Annotated in this window: 13 protein-coding genes and 1 pseudogene; 11 read left to right on the forward strand and 3 right to left on the reverse strand. The window is 59.9% G+C overall.

Annotated features, from left to right (window positions below; translation table 11 throughout):
* Positions 1–105: 105 nt before the first annotated feature.
* From M0412_RS22580 to M0412_RS22605, 6 genes are all read left to right on the forward strand, one after another.
* Complete coding sequence (locus M0412_RS22580; protein ID WP_269702624.1) at positions 106–1,641, forward strand: ABC transporter substrate-binding protein; 1,536 nt, start codon at positions 106–108, stop codon at positions 1,639–1,641.
* 110 nt (positions 1,642–1,751) lie between these two features.
* Positions 1,752–2,702, forward strand: coding sequence for an ABC transporter permease (locus M0412_RS22585; protein ID WP_269702626.1), 951 nt, complete (start codon positions 1,752–1,754; stop codon positions 2,700–2,702).
* A complete protein-coding gene (locus tag M0412_RS22590; protein WP_269702628.1) occupies positions 2,699–3,520 on the forward strand; it encodes an ABC transporter permease in 822 nt (273 codons plus the stop codon). The genes M0412_RS22585 and M0412_RS22590 overlap by 4 nt, the downstream gene beginning before the upstream one ends.
* A 53-nt stretch (positions 3,521–3,573) precedes the next feature.
* On the forward strand, positions 3,574–4,971 hold the full coding sequence (locus M0412_RS22595) for an amidase (RefSeq protein ID WP_269702630.1): 1,398 nt from the start codon (positions 3,574–3,576) through the stop codon (positions 4,969–4,971).
* Positions 4,972–5,068: 97 nt separating this feature from the next.
* Positions 5,069–5,635, forward strand: coding sequence for a DJ-1/PfpI family protein (locus M0412_RS22600; protein WP_269702632.1), 567 nt, complete (start codon positions 5,069–5,071; stop codon positions 5,633–5,635).
* 70 nt (positions 5,636–5,705) lie between these two features.
* Positions 5,706–6,056 (forward strand): ribbon-helix-helix domain-containing protein, encoded by a 351-nt coding sequence (locus M0412_RS22605; RefSeq protein WP_269702634.1) that lies wholly within the window; start codon positions 5,706–5,708, stop codon positions 6,054–6,056.
* 154 nt (positions 6,057–6,210) lie between these two features.
* On the opposite strand, the gene M0412_RS22610 is transcribed toward M0412_RS22605, so the two are convergent.
* From M0412_RS22610 to M0412_RS22620, 3 genes are all read right to left on the reverse strand, one after another.
* Positions 6,211–7,131 (reverse strand): ABC transporter permease, encoded by a 921-nt coding sequence (locus M0412_RS22610; RefSeq protein WP_269702637.1) that lies wholly within the window; start codon positions 7,129–7,131, stop codon positions 6,211–6,213.
* Complete coding sequence (locus M0412_RS22615) at positions 7,124–8,134, reverse strand: ABC transporter permease (protein WP_142842833.1); 1,011 nt, start codon at positions 8,132–8,134, stop codon at positions 7,124–7,126. The genes M0412_RS22610 and M0412_RS22615 overlap by 8 nt, the downstream gene beginning before the upstream one ends.
* A 141-nt stretch (positions 8,135–8,275) precedes the next feature.
* The gene (locus tag M0412_RS22620) at positions 8,276–9,985 is read right to left on the reverse strand and encodes a peptide ABC transporter substrate-binding protein (protein WP_269702640.1); all 1,710 of its coding nucleotides are present in this window, start codon (positions 9,983–9,985) and stop codon (positions 8,276–8,278) included.
* Between the two features lie 306 nt (positions 9,986–10,291).
* Between M0412_RS22620 and M0412_RS22625 the strand changes: the two genes are divergently transcribed.
* From M0412_RS22625 to M0412_RS22645, 5 genes and pseudogenes are all read left to right on the forward strand, one after another.
* Positions 10,292–11,455 carry a M20 aminoacylase family protein gene (locus M0412_RS22625; protein WP_269702642.1) on the forward strand — a complete coding sequence of 388 codons (1,164 nt, stop codon included), beginning with the start codon at positions 10,292–10,294 and terminating at the stop codon, positions 11,453–11,455.
* A 48-nt stretch (positions 11,456–11,503) separates the two neighbouring features.
* On the forward strand, positions 11,504–13,354 hold the full coding sequence (locus M0412_RS22630) for an ABC transporter ATP-binding protein (protein ID WP_269702643.1): 1,851 nt from the start codon (positions 11,504–11,506) through the stop codon (positions 13,352–13,354).
* A gap of 302 nt (positions 13,355–13,656) precedes the next feature.
* On the forward strand, positions 13,657–14,610 hold the full coding sequence (locus M0412_RS22635) for a sugar-binding transcriptional regulator (protein WP_269702645.1): 954 nt from the start codon (positions 13,657–13,659) through the stop codon (positions 14,608–14,610).
* A gap of 144 nt (positions 14,611–14,754) precedes the next feature.
* Positions 14,755–16,068, forward strand: coding sequence for a sugar ABC transporter substrate-binding protein (locus M0412_RS22640; RefSeq protein WP_142842828.1), 1,314 nt, complete (start codon positions 14,755–14,757; stop codon positions 16,066–16,068).
* Positions 16,069–16,234: 166 nt separating this feature from the next.
* A pseudogene (locus tag M0412_RS22645) lies at positions 16,235–16,397 on the forward strand (sugar ABC transporter permease); the annotation flags it as partial.

Raw genomic sequence — 16,397 nt, forward strand, 5'->3', positions numbered from 1 at the left:
CACAAAAATCGAGATTGTGTGTGCGCCTGCAACATGACACTCTTTTTGCAACGGGTGGTCTTCGGAAGGGCAAAAATGCCCCGGCCGCCAGACAGGGGACTAAGGATGCCACGCACTTATCTTTCGCAGGCGGCAACGCTTTCGCGCCGCACCGCGCTGACCCTCGCATTGGGCACCGCGCTCTGGCTGCCGCTTTCGCTTGCGGGGGCTGAGGCTGCGCCGAAAACCGCGCTGACGCTGGGCATGGCAGTCGAGCCGACCGGCCTCGATCCGACTATTGCCGCCCCCGTCGCCATCGGTCAGGTGACCTGGCAGAATGTCTTTGAAGGTCTGGTGACGATCGACCGCGACGGCAAGGTGAAGCCGCAGCTTGCCGAAAGCTGGGAAATTGCGCCTGACGGCAAGACCTACACATTCAAGCTGCGCAAGGGCGTCACCTTCCACGATGGTGAGGCTTTCGATTCCGCCGTAGCCAAATTCTCGCTGGATCAGGCGCGTGGCGAAAGCTCGGTCAATCCGCAGAAACGTTTCTTCGCCGCCATCGACAGTATCGAGACACCGGATGCCGCAACGCTGGTGCTGAAGCTGAAGCAGCCGGCCGGCAGCCTTCTTTACTGGCTCGGCTGGCCTGCCTCCGTGATGGTCGCGCCGAAAAGCGCCGACAATAACCGCACCACACCCATCGGCACCGGCCCGTTCAAATTCGTGAACTGGGCGAAGGGCGACAAGGTGGAACTGGAGAAGAACGCCGCCTATTGGGACAAGGCCGTGGCGGTGAAACTCGACAGGGCGACTTTCCGCTTCGTGTCCGACCCGCAGGCGCAGGCGGCGGCCCTGAAATCGGGCGATATCGATGCCTTCCCGGAATTCGGTGCGCCGGAACTGATGACCTCCTTTGATGGCGATAAACGCCTCGGCACCTTTGTCGGCAATACCGAGCTGAAGGTCGTGGCCGGCATGAACAATGCCCGCAAGCCTTTTGACGACAAACGCGTGCGACAGGCGCTGATGATGGCGGTGGATCGGGGCACTGTCATTGAAGGCGCCTGGTCCGGTTACGGCACGGCCATTGGCAGCCACTACACACCTAATGACCGCGGATACATCGATACGACAGGGGTGCACCCTTACGATGTCGACAAAGCGAGGGCGCTGCTTGCCGAAGCGGGGTATGCCGACGGTTTTAGTTTCACCATCAAGGCCCCGCAGATGGCCTATGCCCAGCGCACCTCGCAAATCCTGCAGGCGATGCTGGCCGAAATCGGTGTGACGATGACCATCGAGACCACGGAATTTCCGGCCAAGTGGGTGGCGGATGTTCTGAAGGGTGCGGATTACGACATGACCATCGTCGCCCATGCCGAGCCGATGGATATCGATATCTATTCCCGCGATCCCTATTATTTCAACTACAAGAACCCGACCTTCAATGAGGTCATCGCCAGCGTCGAAAAGACGGCGGATGCCGGGGAGCAGGAAAAGCTTTATGGTGACGCCCAGAAAATCCTCGCCGAAGATGTGCCGGCTCTCTTTCTGTTCGTGATGCCGAAGCTTGGCGTCTGGGACAGGAAAGTGAAGGGGCTGTGGGAAAATGAGCCCATTCCCTCGAATGTGCTGACGGATGTGCATTGGGAAGAGTGAGGTTTGCCGATAGCCGTCTCTCCCGTCATGCCGGGCCTGATCCGGCATGACGGGAGAGTATGGAGCTGTCCAGCCGCCGCAGGTGAAGTATCGCAAGGAGAAGATGCCAGATGTTAACCGTCCTCATCCGGCGTCTTGTAAGCCTCGTCATCACGCTGTTTGCCGTCTCCCTCATCATCTATGTCGTTATGGGCCTGCTGCCGGGTGATCCAGCCGCCATCATGCTCGGAACTTCGGCGAGCCCCGATACGCTCGCCGCGCTGCAAAAGCAGATGGGCCTCGATCAGCCGCTGCCGCTGCGTTATCTCCACTGGCTCGCCGGCGTGTTTCATGGCGATCTCGGGCAATCCTATACCTATGGCGTGCCTGTGGCGGGCCTGATTATCGAGCGGCTGGCCGTTACCCTGCCGCTCGCCCTGCTTGCCGTCTGCCTGTCCGTTGCCATTGCCATTCCGCTTGGCGTGGCGGCGGCGCGGAACCGCAACGGGGCGCTGGATTTTGCGGCCGGGCTGTTTTCCCATGTGGGCATTGCCGTGCCGGGCTTCTGGGTCGGGCTGCTGCTCATCATCGTGTTTTCCACCACGCTCGGCTGGATGCCATCAGGTGGTTTTCCCGGCTGGACGCCAAGCTTTTTGGCAGGGCTTGTGGCGCTGGTGCTGCCGGCAATCGCCCTGGCGCTGTCGCAGGCCGGGGTTCTCACTCGTGTCTGCCGTTCCGCCGTGCTTGAAGTGATGAATGAGGATTTCGTGCGCACCGCCCGCGCCAAGGGCTTGAGCGAGCGGGTGGCGCTGTGGCGGCATGCGGTTCCGAATGCGATGATCCCCGTTGTCACCATGATCGGCCTGCAATTCACCTTTTTGATTGCCGGCGCGGTGCTTGTCGAGAATGTCTTCAACCTGCCGGGCCTCGGGCGGCTTGCCTATCAGGCGCTGACCCAGCGCGACATCGTCGTCATGCAATCCGTCGTGCTGTTCTTCTCGGCGCTGGTCATCATCATGAATTTCGTCGTCGATATCGCCTATCTCTTGATAGATCCGAGACTGCGGGCAGGTGCGCGATGATGCGATTTATCCGCCGCCGCCCGGCCTTCGTCGTCGGCATCGCCGTCACCACCTTCCTCGTTGCCGTTGCCCTTTTGTCGCTGGTCTGGACGCCGGTTTCGCCGACCAAGATGCAGATCGTCCAGAAGCTGAAATCGCCATTCGTTTATGGCGGCCTCGGCACGGATCATTTTGGCCGCGATGTGCTGTCGATGCTGATGGCCGGCGCGTGGAATTCACTCTCCACCGCCATCGCCGCCGTCGCCATCGGCGCGTCTGTCGGTACGGCGATTGGCGTCGCGGTCGCGGCCCTGCGCGGTGTCACCGAAACCGTGGTCATGCGCATCTGCGATATCATCTTCGCCGTGCCGCCCATCCTGTCGGCCATGATGCTCGGTGCCTTCATCGGCACGGGGCGCTTCACCGCCATCATTGCCATCGCCACCTTCATGGTGCCGGTGTTTGCGCGGCTAACGCTGGGGGCCGCACTGCAGATATGGGCGCGGGAATACATTACCGCTGCCATCAGCATCGGCCAGAACCGCGCCAAGATCACGCTTTTCCATATCGTGCCGAATATTTCCAACCAGATCATCGTGCAGGTGACGATCCAGCTCGGTCTTGCGATATTGACGGAAGCAGGCCTTTCATTCCTCGGTCTTGGCATGCCGCCGCCCGCCGCCACCTGGGGACGAATGCTCGCCGATGCCCAGACCTATCTTGGCGCCGCACCCTGGCTTGCCATCATGCCCGGCCTTGCGATTGCGCTCGCCGTTTTCGGCCTCAATCTTCTCGGCGATGGCCTGCGTGACCTGCTCGACCCGCGCGATACCAGCTGACCGTTTCAAGCCGATATCGCCCTTATTTCCTGTTTTTCTGACGAGACGATGCCATGACCGATCTCATAGACCTCAACACGCTCGAAATCCTGGCGCTTTACCGGGATAAGAAGCTTTCGCCATCGGAATATTGGCAGGCGGTGGAGGTGCGTATCGATGCCTTCGAACCGGTTGTGAACGCGCTTTACGCTTATGATCCGGAAGATGCTCGCAGGCAGGCGCTGGCCTCGACGGAACGCTGGCAAAAAGGCGAAACGCTCGGGGCCCTCGATGGCATTCCGGTCTCGCTGAAGGAACTCATCGCCACGAAGGGCCACCCGGTGCCGCTCGGCACCAGGGCGGTGGAACTGGTGCCTGCGGCTGAAGACGCGCCGGTGGCAGCCCGATGCCGGGAAGATGGCGCGATCATTTACGCCAAGACGACTTGCCCGGATTACGGCATGCTCTCTTCCGGCCTTTCCAGTTTCCACAAGCTCAGCCGTAATCCGTGGGATCCCACCCAGAACCCCGGTGGCTCCAGTGCCGGTGCGGCTTCGGCCGGCGCTGCGGGTTACGGCACGCTGCATATCGGCACGGATATTGGCGGCTCGGTGCGGCTGCCGGCCGGATGGACCGGTCTCTTCGGTTTCAAACCGAGCCAGGGCCGCATCCCGGTCGATCCCTATTATACCGGTCGCTGCGCCGGGCCGATGACCCGCACCGTCATTGATGCCGCTTATGCCATGGCGACGCTTTCGCGGCCCGACTGGCGAGATGGTACATCACTGCCGCCCAACAGCATTGACTGGATGGATCTCGATATCGACGTGAAAGGCCTGAAGATCGGCCTCATGCTCGATGCCGGCTGCGGCGTGCCGCTGGAAGAAGAGGTGCGCTATGCTGTTGTCGCGGCTGCGAAACTGTTCGAGGCGGCCGGCGCGACCGTCATTCCGGTCGAGCCGGTGCTGACGCGCGAGATGCTGGACGGGCTGGATGATTTCTGGCGAGCGAAATTCTGGGGCGATATGGTGGCGCTGAGCGATGAACGCCGCGCGGCGATCCTCCCCTATATTCTCGAATGGGCGGAGAAGGGGGCGGAGGTTAGCGGTTCCCGTGCGGTCTTCGGTTTCAATCAGACGATGGAAATGCGCAAGACCTGCGGGCGGCTGATGCAGACAGTGGATGCGGTTATCTCGCCCACCAATCCAATCGTCTCCTATCCGGCCGACTGGGCCTCGCCCACCAATGATCCCGCAAGGCCGTTCGAACATATTGCCTTCACGGTGCCGTGGAACATGTCGGAACAGCCGGCTTCCTCGATCAATTGCGGTTACTCGGCATCCGGCATGCCGATCGGCCTGCAGATCGTCGGCCCCCGTTACGAGGATTTGTTCGTGCTCAAACTTTCAAAGGCGTTCGAGAATTGGGGCGGCGGTGTGAGACGCTGGCCGCAGCCGCCGCAGGCCCGCTGATCCCATCTTTATCGGCCATGTAGTATTGCCATAATACCCGCGTCTCGATCCTGCCTGTTAGGGTGCCCAAAGGCATTCGAAAACGGGAGGAGCAGACATGCCGAAGAAGATTTTGATGATCACCGGCGATTTCGCCGAGGATTATGAGACAATGGTGCCGTTCCAGACGCTGCTCGCTGTCGGCCACACGGTGCATGCCGTCTGCCCCGGCAAGAAAGCGGGCCAGACCATTGCCACGGCCATCCACGATTTCGAAGGCGACCAGACCTATTCGGAAAAACGCGGCCATAATTTCGCGCTCAACGCCACCTTCGCTGATATCAAGGTTGCGGATTACGATGCGCTGGTCATTCCCGGCGGCCGCGCGCCGGAATATCTGCGGCTTAATGCGGATGTGGTGGCGGCGGTGAAACATTTCTTTGAAGCCGACAAGCCTGTGGCCGCCGTCTGCCACGGTGCGCAATTGCTGGCGGCGGCCGGTGTCCTGAAAGGCCGCACCTGCTCGGCCTATCCGGCCTGCCGTCCGGAAGTGGAACTGGCGGGCGGCACCTATGCCGATATCGCCATCGATGCGGCCGTTACCGACGGCAAGCTGGTGACGGCGCCCGCGTGGCCGGCGCATCCGGCCTGGCTTTCGCAATTCATGGCCGTACTCGGCAAATAAGACCGGTGAAACGGGGCTTTTTCCGGTCCCGTTTTCCGCCTATCTTTCAGGCGTGGTGAGGGAGGAAACCATGTGCAAGCTTTTCATCAAGGCAGACCCGGCGCTTTGGGAGAGCCATACGCGGTCGCTCAGGATCGATGGCATGGTCACCAGTGTCAGGCTCGAGAATTTCTTCTGGTCGACGCTGGACGAGATCGCGCGCCGCGATGGCATGAACAGCGTGCAGCTCATCGCCAAGCTTTATAATGAATCGATTGATGCCGGGCACGACCTCGGCAATTTCACCTCGTTCCTGCGGGTGTGCTGCGGGCGTTATCTGGCGCTTCAGCTTTCCGGCGATATTCCGGCGCGGACGGATATTCCGATTGCGGCGCTTGATGCGGACAGCATTCTCGATGCGGAGAAGGTGAATTACCACTAGGTGGTAACTTTGGGCTCGATAGTGGATCAACTTGCACCCGCCGTCATCCTCGGGCTTGACCCGAGGATCCACAGTCACGCGCGGCAATGGATCCTCGGGTCAAGCCCGAGGATGACGGCGGAGAGGTTCTTGTGACGCAGGGAACGGCGTCTCCTCAGCTCTTCAGCGCCCTTGGATCTAACGCATCACGCACCGCATCGCCGATATAATTGACGCTCAGAACCGTCAGCGAAATCGCCAGCCCCGGCCATAACACGCGCGACGGTGTCAGTTGCAGGAAGTTGGCGCCATCGAACAGCAGCCGTCCCCAGGTCGGGAAATCGGATGGAAAGCCGAGACCGAGGAAGGAGAGCGCCGATTCCGTGATGATGGCGGCGGCGATGCCGAGGGTGGCCGAGACCATGATCGAACTCAGCACATTCGGCAGGATGTGCCTCAGGATGATGCGGTATTCGCGCATGCCGCTCGATTTCGCCGCCATGATGAATTCCTGGCTTTTGATCGTCAGCACATCGCCGCGCACGATACGGGCCGTATGCATCCAGCTTGTTATGCCGATCACGAAGACAATCAGCATGAAGATACCGGTTTCCGGACCGAATGCCGCGCGCAACGTATCGCGAAACAGCATCAGGATGACGAGCAGCAGCGGCAGAAGTGGCAGGGCGAGGAACAGGTCGGTCAGCCGCATCAGCGGCCCGTCCAGCCTGCGGAAATAGCCAGACAGCACGCCCACCAGCGTTCCGAGAAACAGCGCCAGCAACATGGCGGTGATGCCGACGGCAAGCGAGATGCGGCCGCCGGCCAGAACCTGCGCCAGCATGTCCTTGCCGAGATTATCGGTGCCGAAGGGATGGGCCAGTGATGGCCACTGGTTGCGCTCCCTCACATTGATGGCGTTGGGCGCAACGGTATGGATATAGGGGCCGACATAGACCGCAAGCAGGATGAAGACAAAGACGAATAGCCCCGCCACCCCGCCCTTGTGAACGCGGAACTGTTTCCAGATATCGGCAAGGGCGGATTGCGTGGGGGTGGCCGCAACCGTTGGCGCTGCGATGGTGGCGTCAGTCATAGCGGATCCTCGGGTCGAGAATGCCGTACAGCACGTCGGCAATCAGGTTGAAGAGCACGATAAGCACCGCGAAAATGAAGGTCAGCGTCTGCACCAGCGGAATATCCGCGCCCTGAACCGCTGTTATCAGCAATTGGCCAAGCCCGTTCACGCGAAAAATCTGCTCGGTGATGATGGCGCCGGAAAAGATCGTCGGCACGCCGAGTGCAATCACGGTCACAACAGGGATCAGGCTGTTGCGCAGCACGTGGACGAGCAGGACGGATTTTTCCTTCACGCCTTTTGCCCGTGCCGTGCGCACATAATCCTGATGCAGATTGTCCAGCATGGAGGCGCGCACGAAGCGGCTGATCTGCGAGACATTGTAGAGCGTCAGCACCAGCACCGGCAGGAACATCTGCTTCACCTGCGCCACGAAGCTTGCCCAGTCCGAGACCCTCAGATTGGTGTCGTAAACGGAAGGGAACCATTGCAGATAGGAGCTGAAGATGACGACCAGCAGCACGCCGGTGAAGAAGGTCGGAACCGAATAACCGACCATGGAAATGAAGGTGCCGATCTGGTCGAAGATCGAATATTGCTTATAGGCGGAGATGACGCCGATCGGGATCGCCAGCAGCGCGCCGAAAAGATAGGCGAGGCCCACCACCCACAGCGTTTGCGGCATGCGCTGAATGACGAGATCGACCACCGGGCTTCGGGTGGCCCAGGAAAGAACCCGCATACGGCTGCCATCGCCGATCTGCCAGCCGGTGAGCTTTTCGAAGAGGTTCAAAGGTTCGTTGATGAAGAACTGTTGCAGCCACATCAGGTAACGGATGAAGAAGGGCTGGTCGAGGCCAAGCGAGGCGCGGATTTGCTCGCGCACTTCCGGCGGGATGGTCAGCGGCAGGTCGCCGGTCGGGTCGTTGGGCGCAAGATCGAGCAGCGCGAAGATGACGAAGCTGATGACGAGCAGCGTCGGTACGGCAAAGGCAAGCCGCCGGAGCGTAAAGGCAAACATCTGAAACTCTCCAGACCCAGAGCGCGACAGCACGAAAATTGGGAGGATCTTCGCCGTGACGCTGCAAATGTGTCTTCAGAACATGGTCCAGGGGGCATGCAAAAGGCCGGCCCCCTGTTGGGGAGCCGGCGCATCTGCGTGTTACTTTTTGCGGGACCAGTCCGCGACGTTCCAGAGTTCCGAATCCCAGGCATTCATGCGAACGCCTTCCAGCGTCAGCGAATGTGAGGAAACGTTGCCGCGGTGGATGAGCGGAATATGCGCGCCTTCTTCCGTCAGCATGTCGTTCAGCTGCTTGGCGATTTCCCCGCGCTTGGCAAAGTCCGTGGTCTTGGAAAGGACGCCCACCAGCTTGTCGAATTCCGGGTTGCAATAACGCGGAACATTCTGACCCTGCCAGCCGTTGGCCGGGGCAGGGATCTTGTCGCACAGCCATTCCGCCAGATATTTTTCCGGATCGGTGCCGTCGAAATTGTTGGTGTACATTTCAACGTCGGCATAAAATTTCTGGAAGGTATCCGGGCTTGCCGGGTCGCCGCCGAAGAACACCGAGGCGCTGACATTGCGAAGTTCAGCCGCAACGCCGATCTGCGACCACATGTCCTTCACCAGTTCCTGCGCCGCCTGGCGAACGGAGTTGGTGGAGGTCTGGTAGAGGAAGGACAGCTTCACGCCGTTCTTGGCGCGGATCCCGTCTGATCCCTTCACCCAGCCTGCATCATCCAGCAGCTTGTTTGCACCTTCCACATCCTGCTTCAGGCACCAGCTGTCGTTTTTCGTCGAAGCGACGGCCTCAGGCGCCGGCACGATGTTGCAGGTCGGCTTGCCCGCCTCGCCATAACCCGTCTCGTCGATAATGTCGCGGTCGATGGCGAGGGAGAGCGCCCGGCGCACGGCCGGATCGGAAAGCGCCGGGTGCGGCCCGCCCTCCTTGGTGGAGCGCTTGTCACCCAGGGTGGGATCGGCATTGTACCAGTTGAGATTGATACGCTCGACCTGCGTGCCGAAGGCGGTTTCCAGCTTGCCCTTGCCAGCCGCCACCATGGTGGCGAGGATTTCCGGCTCCACCTGCATGTTCCATGCGTAGTCGAATTCGCCGGTTTCAAGAACGGCACGCGCAGCGGAAGCCGCATCGCCGCCGCCTTTCAGGGTCACGGTGGCGAAGGCGGGCTTGGCCGGATCGCGATAGTTGGTATTGGCGACGTAGCTGATGACGTCGTTCGGCTTGAAATCCTTGACCACGAAGGGGCCGGTGCCGATGGGGCCAAAATTGGCGGAGGTGCAGCCCGGAGCGGCAGCGCCGACGCATTTCTCAAACTGCTTCTTCTGGATAACCGGCGATTGCGCGCCGACGAATGCGGAATAGGGGTAAGGTTTGGGTTCGGTGAAGCTGACCTTGACGGTATGGGCGTCGACGGCCTCGACGTTTTTCACGCCTTCATATTGTGCCGCCTGTGCGCAGCCGCCATCCGGTGCGGTGCAATATTTCCAGGTGAAAACCACATCGTCAGCGGTAAGCGGCGTGCCGTCAGACCATTTGACATCACTTTTCAGTTTCCAGGTCATGCTGAGCAGGTCTTTCGCGACGCCACCATTATCGACGGTCGGGATCTCGCTCACCAGCATCGGTACCAGCTCGCCCTTTTCGTCGTAGCGCGCCAGCGGCTCGATCACCATGGACGAGCTGTAAATTTCCTTCGTGCCGCCGGAAAGGTAAGGGTTAAGTGTTGATACAGCCTGCCAGAACAGGATTTTCAGTTCGCCGTCACTGCCGCGCTCGGCATGGGCGGCAGTGCCTGCGAGGGCCATGGCCGCCACCGTGCTGGCAAAGAGAACGCTGCGCTTCTTCATCGTGTTTTTCCCCTTTTTAAATTTTATCTATTTGAATGTTTGACGCTTTTCCCGTCGTCATGTGCAAGGTCTATTGTTTATAAGTATTTGACTTTGCTAAGGAATACTCCTCCATTCCAGGTGATGCTATTGTCAGTTTTTTTGAAAATCAAGCCCCAAACTCTTATTGATGAACAAAATTTGAGCCATTCGCCTTTTGGCCTATTTTTCGCTCATGCAGCAAAATTCAGACTTGCAAAAGTAGAAATTCCAAACGCAATATGGCTCCCGACAACCCGGCGGGGAACAAAAAAAGGAAAACTGGGAATGCCGATATTGAACCGTGTGGCCGAGATGCAGGAAGACGTTGCCGGCTGGAGGCGCCACCTGCACGAGACGCCGGAACTGCTTTACGACGTCTTCGAAACATCGAAGTTCGTGGCCGAGAAACTAAGGTCTTTCGGCTGTGACATCGTTGAGACCGGCATTGGCAGGACCGGCGTGGTCGGCATCATCAAGGGTCGGCACGGAGATGGCCCGACCATCGGTTTCCGTTCCGACATGGACGCGCTGCCGATCCTCGAGACCAGCGGCAAACCCTGGGCTTCCAAGGTTCCCGGCAAGGCCCATTCCTGCGGCCATGACGGGCACACCGCCATGCTTCTTGGCGCAGCGCAATATCTGGCCGAGACCCGTAATTTCAAGGGTTCCGTGGCCGTGATCTTCCAGCCCGCCGAAGAGGGTGGGGCGGGTGCACTTGCCATGCTGAATGACGGCATGATGGAAAAATTCGGCATTTCCCAGGTCTATGGCATGCATAATGAGCCGGGCATTCCCGTCGGCCAGTTCGCCATCCGCAAGGGCTCGACCATGGCGGCGGCGGATAGTTTCGAAATCGTCATCACCGGCAAGGGCAGCCATGCGGCCGCACCGCATCTTTCCATCGATCCGGTGCTGACGTCGGCGCATATCATCATCGCTTTGCAATCCATCGTTTCGCGGGAGACGGACCCGCTGAAATCGCTCGTCGTCACCGTCGCCACCACCCATGGCGGCACGGCCGTCAATGTCATTCCCGGCTCCGTGACGCTGACGGGCACGGTGCGCACGCTGCTGCCGGAAACCCGCGATTTCGCCGAAAAACGCCTGAAGGAAGTGGCGACCGCCACGGCCATGGCGCATGGCGCCACCGTGGAGGTGAAATACCACCGCGGTTATCCGATCACCTTCAACCACAGTGATGAGACGGAATTTGCGACCGGCGTGGCGATGGGCGTGGCTGGCGCCAACGCCGTCAACACCAATCCCAGCCCGCATATGGGTGCGGAAGATTTCTCCTACATGCTGGAAGCGCGTCCCGGCGCCTTCATCTTCATCGGCAATGGCGATACCGCCGGGCTGCACAATGCGGCCTATGATTTCAACGATGATGCGCTGCCCTACGGCATCAGTTACTGGGTTTCGATGGCCGAAAAGGCACTTGCTGCGTAAGACATCCGGCGGCCGTCATGGCCGCCTTCTGCTTTTCAGGAGATCGGCATGCTTTTGGCGGCGACATCAATGGAACAGACCGGCGGTTCAGTCAGCCCGGTTTTATCGGTTCAGAATCTCACCACATCCTTCCGCGTCGATGGCGGCTGGAAATCCGTGGTCCGCAATATGAGTTTCGAGATCGCGCCGCGCGAAACGGTGGCGATCGTCGGTGAGAGCGGCTCGGGCAAAAGCGTCACCTCGCTCTCCATCATGCGCCTGCTCGATAAAAAGACGAGCCGCATCGAAGGCAAGGTCATGCTCGGCGGGCGCGACCTGCTGGCGCTGCCGGAAGAGGAGATGCGCAAGGTTCGCGGAAAAGACATTTCGATGATCTTCCAGGAGCCGATGACCAGCCTCAATCCGATCTTCCCGATCGGCAAGCAGATCGCCGAAGCGTTGACCGTGCATCAGGATATTTCTTCGTCTGCCGCCAAGGCTGAGGTCATCCGCCTGCTGGAGAAGGTCCGTATTCCTAATGCGAAGAACCGTTTCGACGATTATCCGCACCAGTTTTCAGGCGGCATGCGCCAGCGCGTGATGATTGCCATGGCGCTTGCCTCCAAACCGAAGCTGCTGATCGCCGACGAGCCGACAACGGCGCTGGATGTGACCATTCAGGGCCAGATTCTCGACCTCATCAAGCAATTGCAGGAAGAGGAGGGCATGTCGGTCCTGTTCATCACCCACGATATGGGTGTGGTGGCGGAAGTGGCTGACCGTACCATCGTCATGTTCCGTGGTGATGTGGTGGAAACCGGCACCACCGACGATATCTTCCACCGCGGCCACCATCCCTATACGCGTGCTTTGCTTTCGGCGGTGCCGAAGCTTGGCTCAATGAAGGAAAGGGCGCTGCCGGCGCGTTTCCCGATCATCGATATCAAGACCGGCGAGAGCCAGCCTGTGGTCGAGGTCAAGGATACTGTTTCCGGCGGCCGCACGCCCATTCTCTCGGTCAAGGACCTGACGACCCGTTTCGATATCCGCTCCGGTCTTTTCGGCCGTAAATCCGGCGCCGTACATGCGGTGGAAAAAGTCTCCTTCGATCTGGCCGAGGGTGAAACCCTGTCTCTCGTGGGCGAATCGGGTTGCGGCAAGTCCACCACCGGGCGGTCGATCACCCGGCTGATCGAACCGACATCCGGCAATGTCATGCTTGACGGTTACGAGGTGCTGAAGCTCGACAAGACGACGCTGCGCACCATGCGCCGCAGCGTGCAGATGATCTTTCAGGACCCCTTTGCCTCGCTCGATCCGCGCATGAGCATCGGCACGGCGATCATGGAACCCTTTATCGAGCATAAACTTGGACCCAAGCCGCAGGCGCGCGAAAAGGCGGCGGACCTGATGGAAAAGGTTGGCCTCAGCCCGGATATGATGCGGCGTTTCCCGCATGAATTTTCCGGCGGCCAGCGCCAGCGCATCGCCATTGCCCGTTCGCTGATGCTCGATCCCAAGGTCATCGTCGCCGACGAGGCTGTCTCGGCGCTTGATGTCTCGATCAAGGCGCAGGTCTGCAACCTGCTGCTCGACCTGCAACAAAGCCTCAACCTCGCCTTCCTTTTCATCTCCCATGACATGGCGGTCGTCGAGCGCGTCAGCCATCGTGTCGCGGTGATGTATCTTGGCGAGATCGTCGAAATCGGCCCGCGTGCTGCTGTCTTCGACAATCCGCAGCACCCCTATACGAAAAAATTGATGTCGGCCGTTCCCGTGCCGGACCCGGCGCGACGGCAGATCCGTCGCAACATGGCGACCGACGAGATAAAAAGCCCGATCCGCCCGGTGGATTACGTGCCGCCGCAGCGGCGTTACCGGGAGGTTTCGGCGGGGCATCTGGTGCAGGAAGCGGCTTGATCAAAACGTGCTAGAGTGTGTGATAGGCAATGGAACGATCGAGTGCCGCATGTTTCTTCTCCCCGCCGGGGAGAAGTCCGCGGCAGCGGGATGAGGGGGAAAGGTTAGAGATAAACCGAGAGCTTGCCCCCTCATCCGACCCTTCGGGCCACCTTCTCCCCGGCGGGGAGAAGAAACGCGCCGCACCGCTACGCCAGATGATTTTACGCCCGCCGCACGCTCCCTTGCTCATCCCACCGTTTGACAGCCGCCGCAAAAAAATGCCAGCAAATGCTCAAGCATAATTCTGAGAGGGCAGCGGCATGGCCAGACAAAACGACGCACATGGACGGCTGGACGATGCGGCCCGCGCCGGCTGGCTTTATTATGTCGCGGGGCGCACGCAGGATGAGATCGCCGCTGCCATGAGCATCTCCCGGCAGTCGGCGCAGCGGCTGGTGTCGCTGGCCGTCGCCGAGCGGCTGATCAAGGTCCGGCTTGATCACCCCATTGCCGCCTGTCTGGAAAAAGCCGAACGGCTGAAAGAGAAATTCGACCTCAGATATATCGAGGTGGTGCCGAGCGATCCGGCCGGCGTTTCCTCGACCGTTGGCATTGCCGAGGCCGGCGCGGCGGAGATCGAGCGCTGGCTGAAAAATGCCGATCCCATCGTGCTCGCCATCGGCACCGGCCGTACCTTGAAGGCCGCCGTGGACCAGTTGCCGCCGATGGAGTGCCCGCAGCATCGCATCGTGTCGCTGACAGGCAATATCGGGCCGGATGGCTCGGCGGCCTATTATAACGTCATCTTCAGCATGGCCGATGCCATCAAGGCGCGGCATTTTCCGATGCCGCTGCCGGTTCTGTGCTCGTCGGCTGAGGAGCGGGAACTGCTGCACGACCAGTCCATGGTGCGCTCCACGCTGGCGCTGGGGTCCGCCGCCAATGTCACCTTCGTTGGCGTTGGCGAACTCGGGGAAAACGCGCCGCTCTGCGTTGATGGTTTCCTCGGTGTGGATGAGATGAAGGCCCTTATGGCCAGCGGTGCGGTCGGCGAGATTTGCGGCTGGATGTATGATGCCAATGGCCACATTCTCGAGCACTCCGTCAACGAGCGCGTTGCCTCCGTTCCCATTCCGTCACGAGAGACCTGCACCGTCATCGGCATGGCGCAGGGGGCGCGCAAGAATGCGTCGATTCTGGCGGCTTTTCGGGGCGGTCTGCTGAACGGTCTCATCACCGATGAAGCGACGGGTGAATATTTGCTCACTCATTGAGCAAAAATTAATTCAACAAAATCAGATATTTGATTTTTCCATGTGCGTCGCAGCACAGGATGTCGCTTGACTTTTTCGGCTTGCGAGTGAGTAAATGCCCCAGAGCAAAGCGAATGCTCATCATTTTTCTTCTGGGAGGAAGATATGACACTGAAGACCATTTTGCTGGGCGCATGCTCGGCCCTCGCCTTTACCACCCTTGCTTCCGCCGAAACGCTGACCATCGCCACCGTCAACAACGGCGATATGATCCGTATGCAGGGGCTGACCTCCGACTTCACGGCAAAGAACCCGGACATCAAGGTCGAATGGGTAACGCTTGAGGAAAACGTCCTGCGCGAGCGCGTGACGACCGACATCGCCACCAATGGCGGCCAATACGACATCATGACCATCGGCAACTATGAAGTGCCGATCTGGGCCAAGCAGGGTTGGCTGCTGCCGCTCGAAAAGCTCGGCGACAAATACGATGTCGATGACATCCTGCCGGCCATCCGTGGCGGCCTTTCCGCCGAGGGCAAGCTTTACGCAGCACCCTTCTACGGCGAATCCGCCATGATCATGTATCGCAAGGACCTGTTTGAAAAAGCCGGCCTGAAGATGCCTGAAAACCCGACCTGGGAATTCATCGGTGACGCCGCCCGCAAGATTACCGACCGCAAGGCCGATATCAACGGCATGTGCCTGCGCGGCAAGGCCGGCTGGGGCGAGAACATGGCGTTTATCAGCGCGCTCACCAACTCCTTCGGTGGCCGCTGGTTCGATGAAAACTGGAAACCGCAGTTCGATCAGCCGGAGTGGAAAAGCTCCCTGCAGTTTTATGTTGATCTGATGAAGGACGCCGGTCCGTCGGGCGCCTCTTCCAACGGCTTCAACGAAAACCTGACGCTGTTCCAGCAGGGCAAATGCGGCATGTGGATCGATGCGACGGTCGCTGCCTCCTTCGTGTCAAACCCGAAGGATTCGACCGTTGCCGACAAGGTCGGTTATGCGCTCTTCCCGACGCATGGCGAACTGAAGAACCACGGCAACTGGTTGTGGTCCTGGAACCTTGCCATCCCGAAGAGCTCGCAGAAGGCGGAAGCTGCCGAAAAGTTCATCGCCTGGGCAACAAGCAAGGACTACACCACGCTCGTCGCTTCCAAGGAAGGCTGGGCAAACGTGCCTCCGGGAACCCGCACCTCGCTTTACAAGAACGCCGATTATGAAAAGGCCGCCGCCTTCGCCAAGCCGACGCTTGCCGCCATGGATGCTGCCGATATTACCAAGCCGACTGTAAAGCCCGTGCCTTACACCGGCGGTCAGTTTGTGGCGATCCCTGAATTCCAGGCGCTCGGCACCACTGTTGGTCAGCTGTTCTCGGCGGTCGTTGCCGGTCAGTCCAGCGTTGATGATGCGCTTGCGGGCGCCCAGTCGACTGCGACGCGTGAAATGACCCGCGCCGGTTACATCAAGTAATCCTCCCGAAGATCGCTGTCCGGCTCCCGTGCCGGGCAGCGAACACTCCGGGTCGGAAGCCGCCAGGCGGCTCTAATGCCTTTCAAATCAAAACAAGAATGAGCCGGTTCTTCCGGATATGCCGGGCGCATGTCGTGACGCCTGTACCCAAGGGGAGGTGAGTGCAATGGCAACTCGAAACACGAGCGGTCTGGCGCGGGTGATGCTTGCGCCATCGGTGCTGTTATTGCTGGTATGGATGATCGTGCCCCTGGCGATGACGCTGTGGTTCTCGTTCCAGAACTACAATCTCCTCAACCCGGCCAATGTCAGCTTTGCGGGCCTGTTCA

Source organism: Agrobacterium sp. O3.4, from assembly GCF_041414895.1.
GTDB classification, from domain to species: domain Bacteria; phylum Pseudomonadota; class Alphaproteobacteria; order Rhizobiales; family Rhizobiaceae; genus Agrobacterium; species Agrobacterium cucumeris.

What these genes read in the sequence shown, in the direction of transcription:
- M0412_RS22580 (WP_269702624.1), top strand. Translation starts at nt 106, where the DNA reads ATGCCACGCACTTATCTTTCGCAGGCGGCAACGCTTTCGCGCCGCACC.
- M0412_RS22585 (WP_269702626.1), top strand. Translation starts at nt 1,752, where the DNA reads ATGTTAACCGTCCTCATCCGGCGTCTTGTAAGCCTCGTCATCACGCTG.
- M0412_RS22590 (WP_269702628.1), top strand. Translation starts at nt 2,699, where the DNA reads ATGATGCGATTTATCCGCCGCCGCCCGGCCTTCGTCGTCGGCATCGCC.
- M0412_RS22595 (WP_269702630.1), top strand. Translation starts at nt 3,574, where the DNA reads ATGACCGATCTCATAGACCTCAACACGCTCGAAATCCTGGCGCTTTAC.
- M0412_RS22600 (WP_269702632.1), top strand. Translation starts at nt 5,069, where the DNA reads ATGCCGAAGAAGATTTTGATGATCACCGGCGATTTCGCCGAGGATTAT.
- M0412_RS22605 (WP_269702634.1), top strand. Translation starts at nt 5,706, where the DNA reads ATGTGCAAGCTTTTCATCAAGGCAGACCCGGCGCTTTGGGAGAGCCAT.
- M0412_RS22610 (WP_269702637.1), bottom strand. Translation starts at nt 7,131, where the DNA reads ATGACTGACGCCACCATCGCAGCGCCAACGGTTGCGGCCACCCCCACG.
- M0412_RS22615 (WP_142842833.1), bottom strand. Translation starts at nt 8,134, where the DNA reads ATGTTTGCCTTTACGCTCCGGCGGCTTGCCTTTGCCGTACCGACGCTG.
- M0412_RS22620 (WP_269702640.1), bottom strand. Translation starts at nt 9,985, where the DNA reads ATGAAGAAGCGCAGCGTTCTCTTTGCCAGCACGGTGGCGGCCATGGCC.
- M0412_RS22625 (WP_269702642.1), top strand. Translation starts at nt 10,292, where the DNA reads ATGCCGATATTGAACCGTGTGGCCGAGATGCAGGAAGACGTTGCCGGC.
- M0412_RS22630 (WP_269702643.1), top strand. Translation starts at nt 11,504, where the DNA reads ATGCTTTTGGCGGCGACATCAATGGAACAGACCGGCGGTTCAGTCAGC.
- M0412_RS22635 (WP_269702645.1), top strand. Translation starts at nt 13,657, where the DNA reads ATGGCCAGACAAAACGACGCACATGGACGGCTGGACGATGCGGCCCGC.
- M0412_RS22640 (WP_142842828.1), top strand. Translation starts at nt 14,755, where the DNA reads ATGACACTGAAGACCATTTTGCTGGGCGCATGCTCGGCCCTCGCCTTT.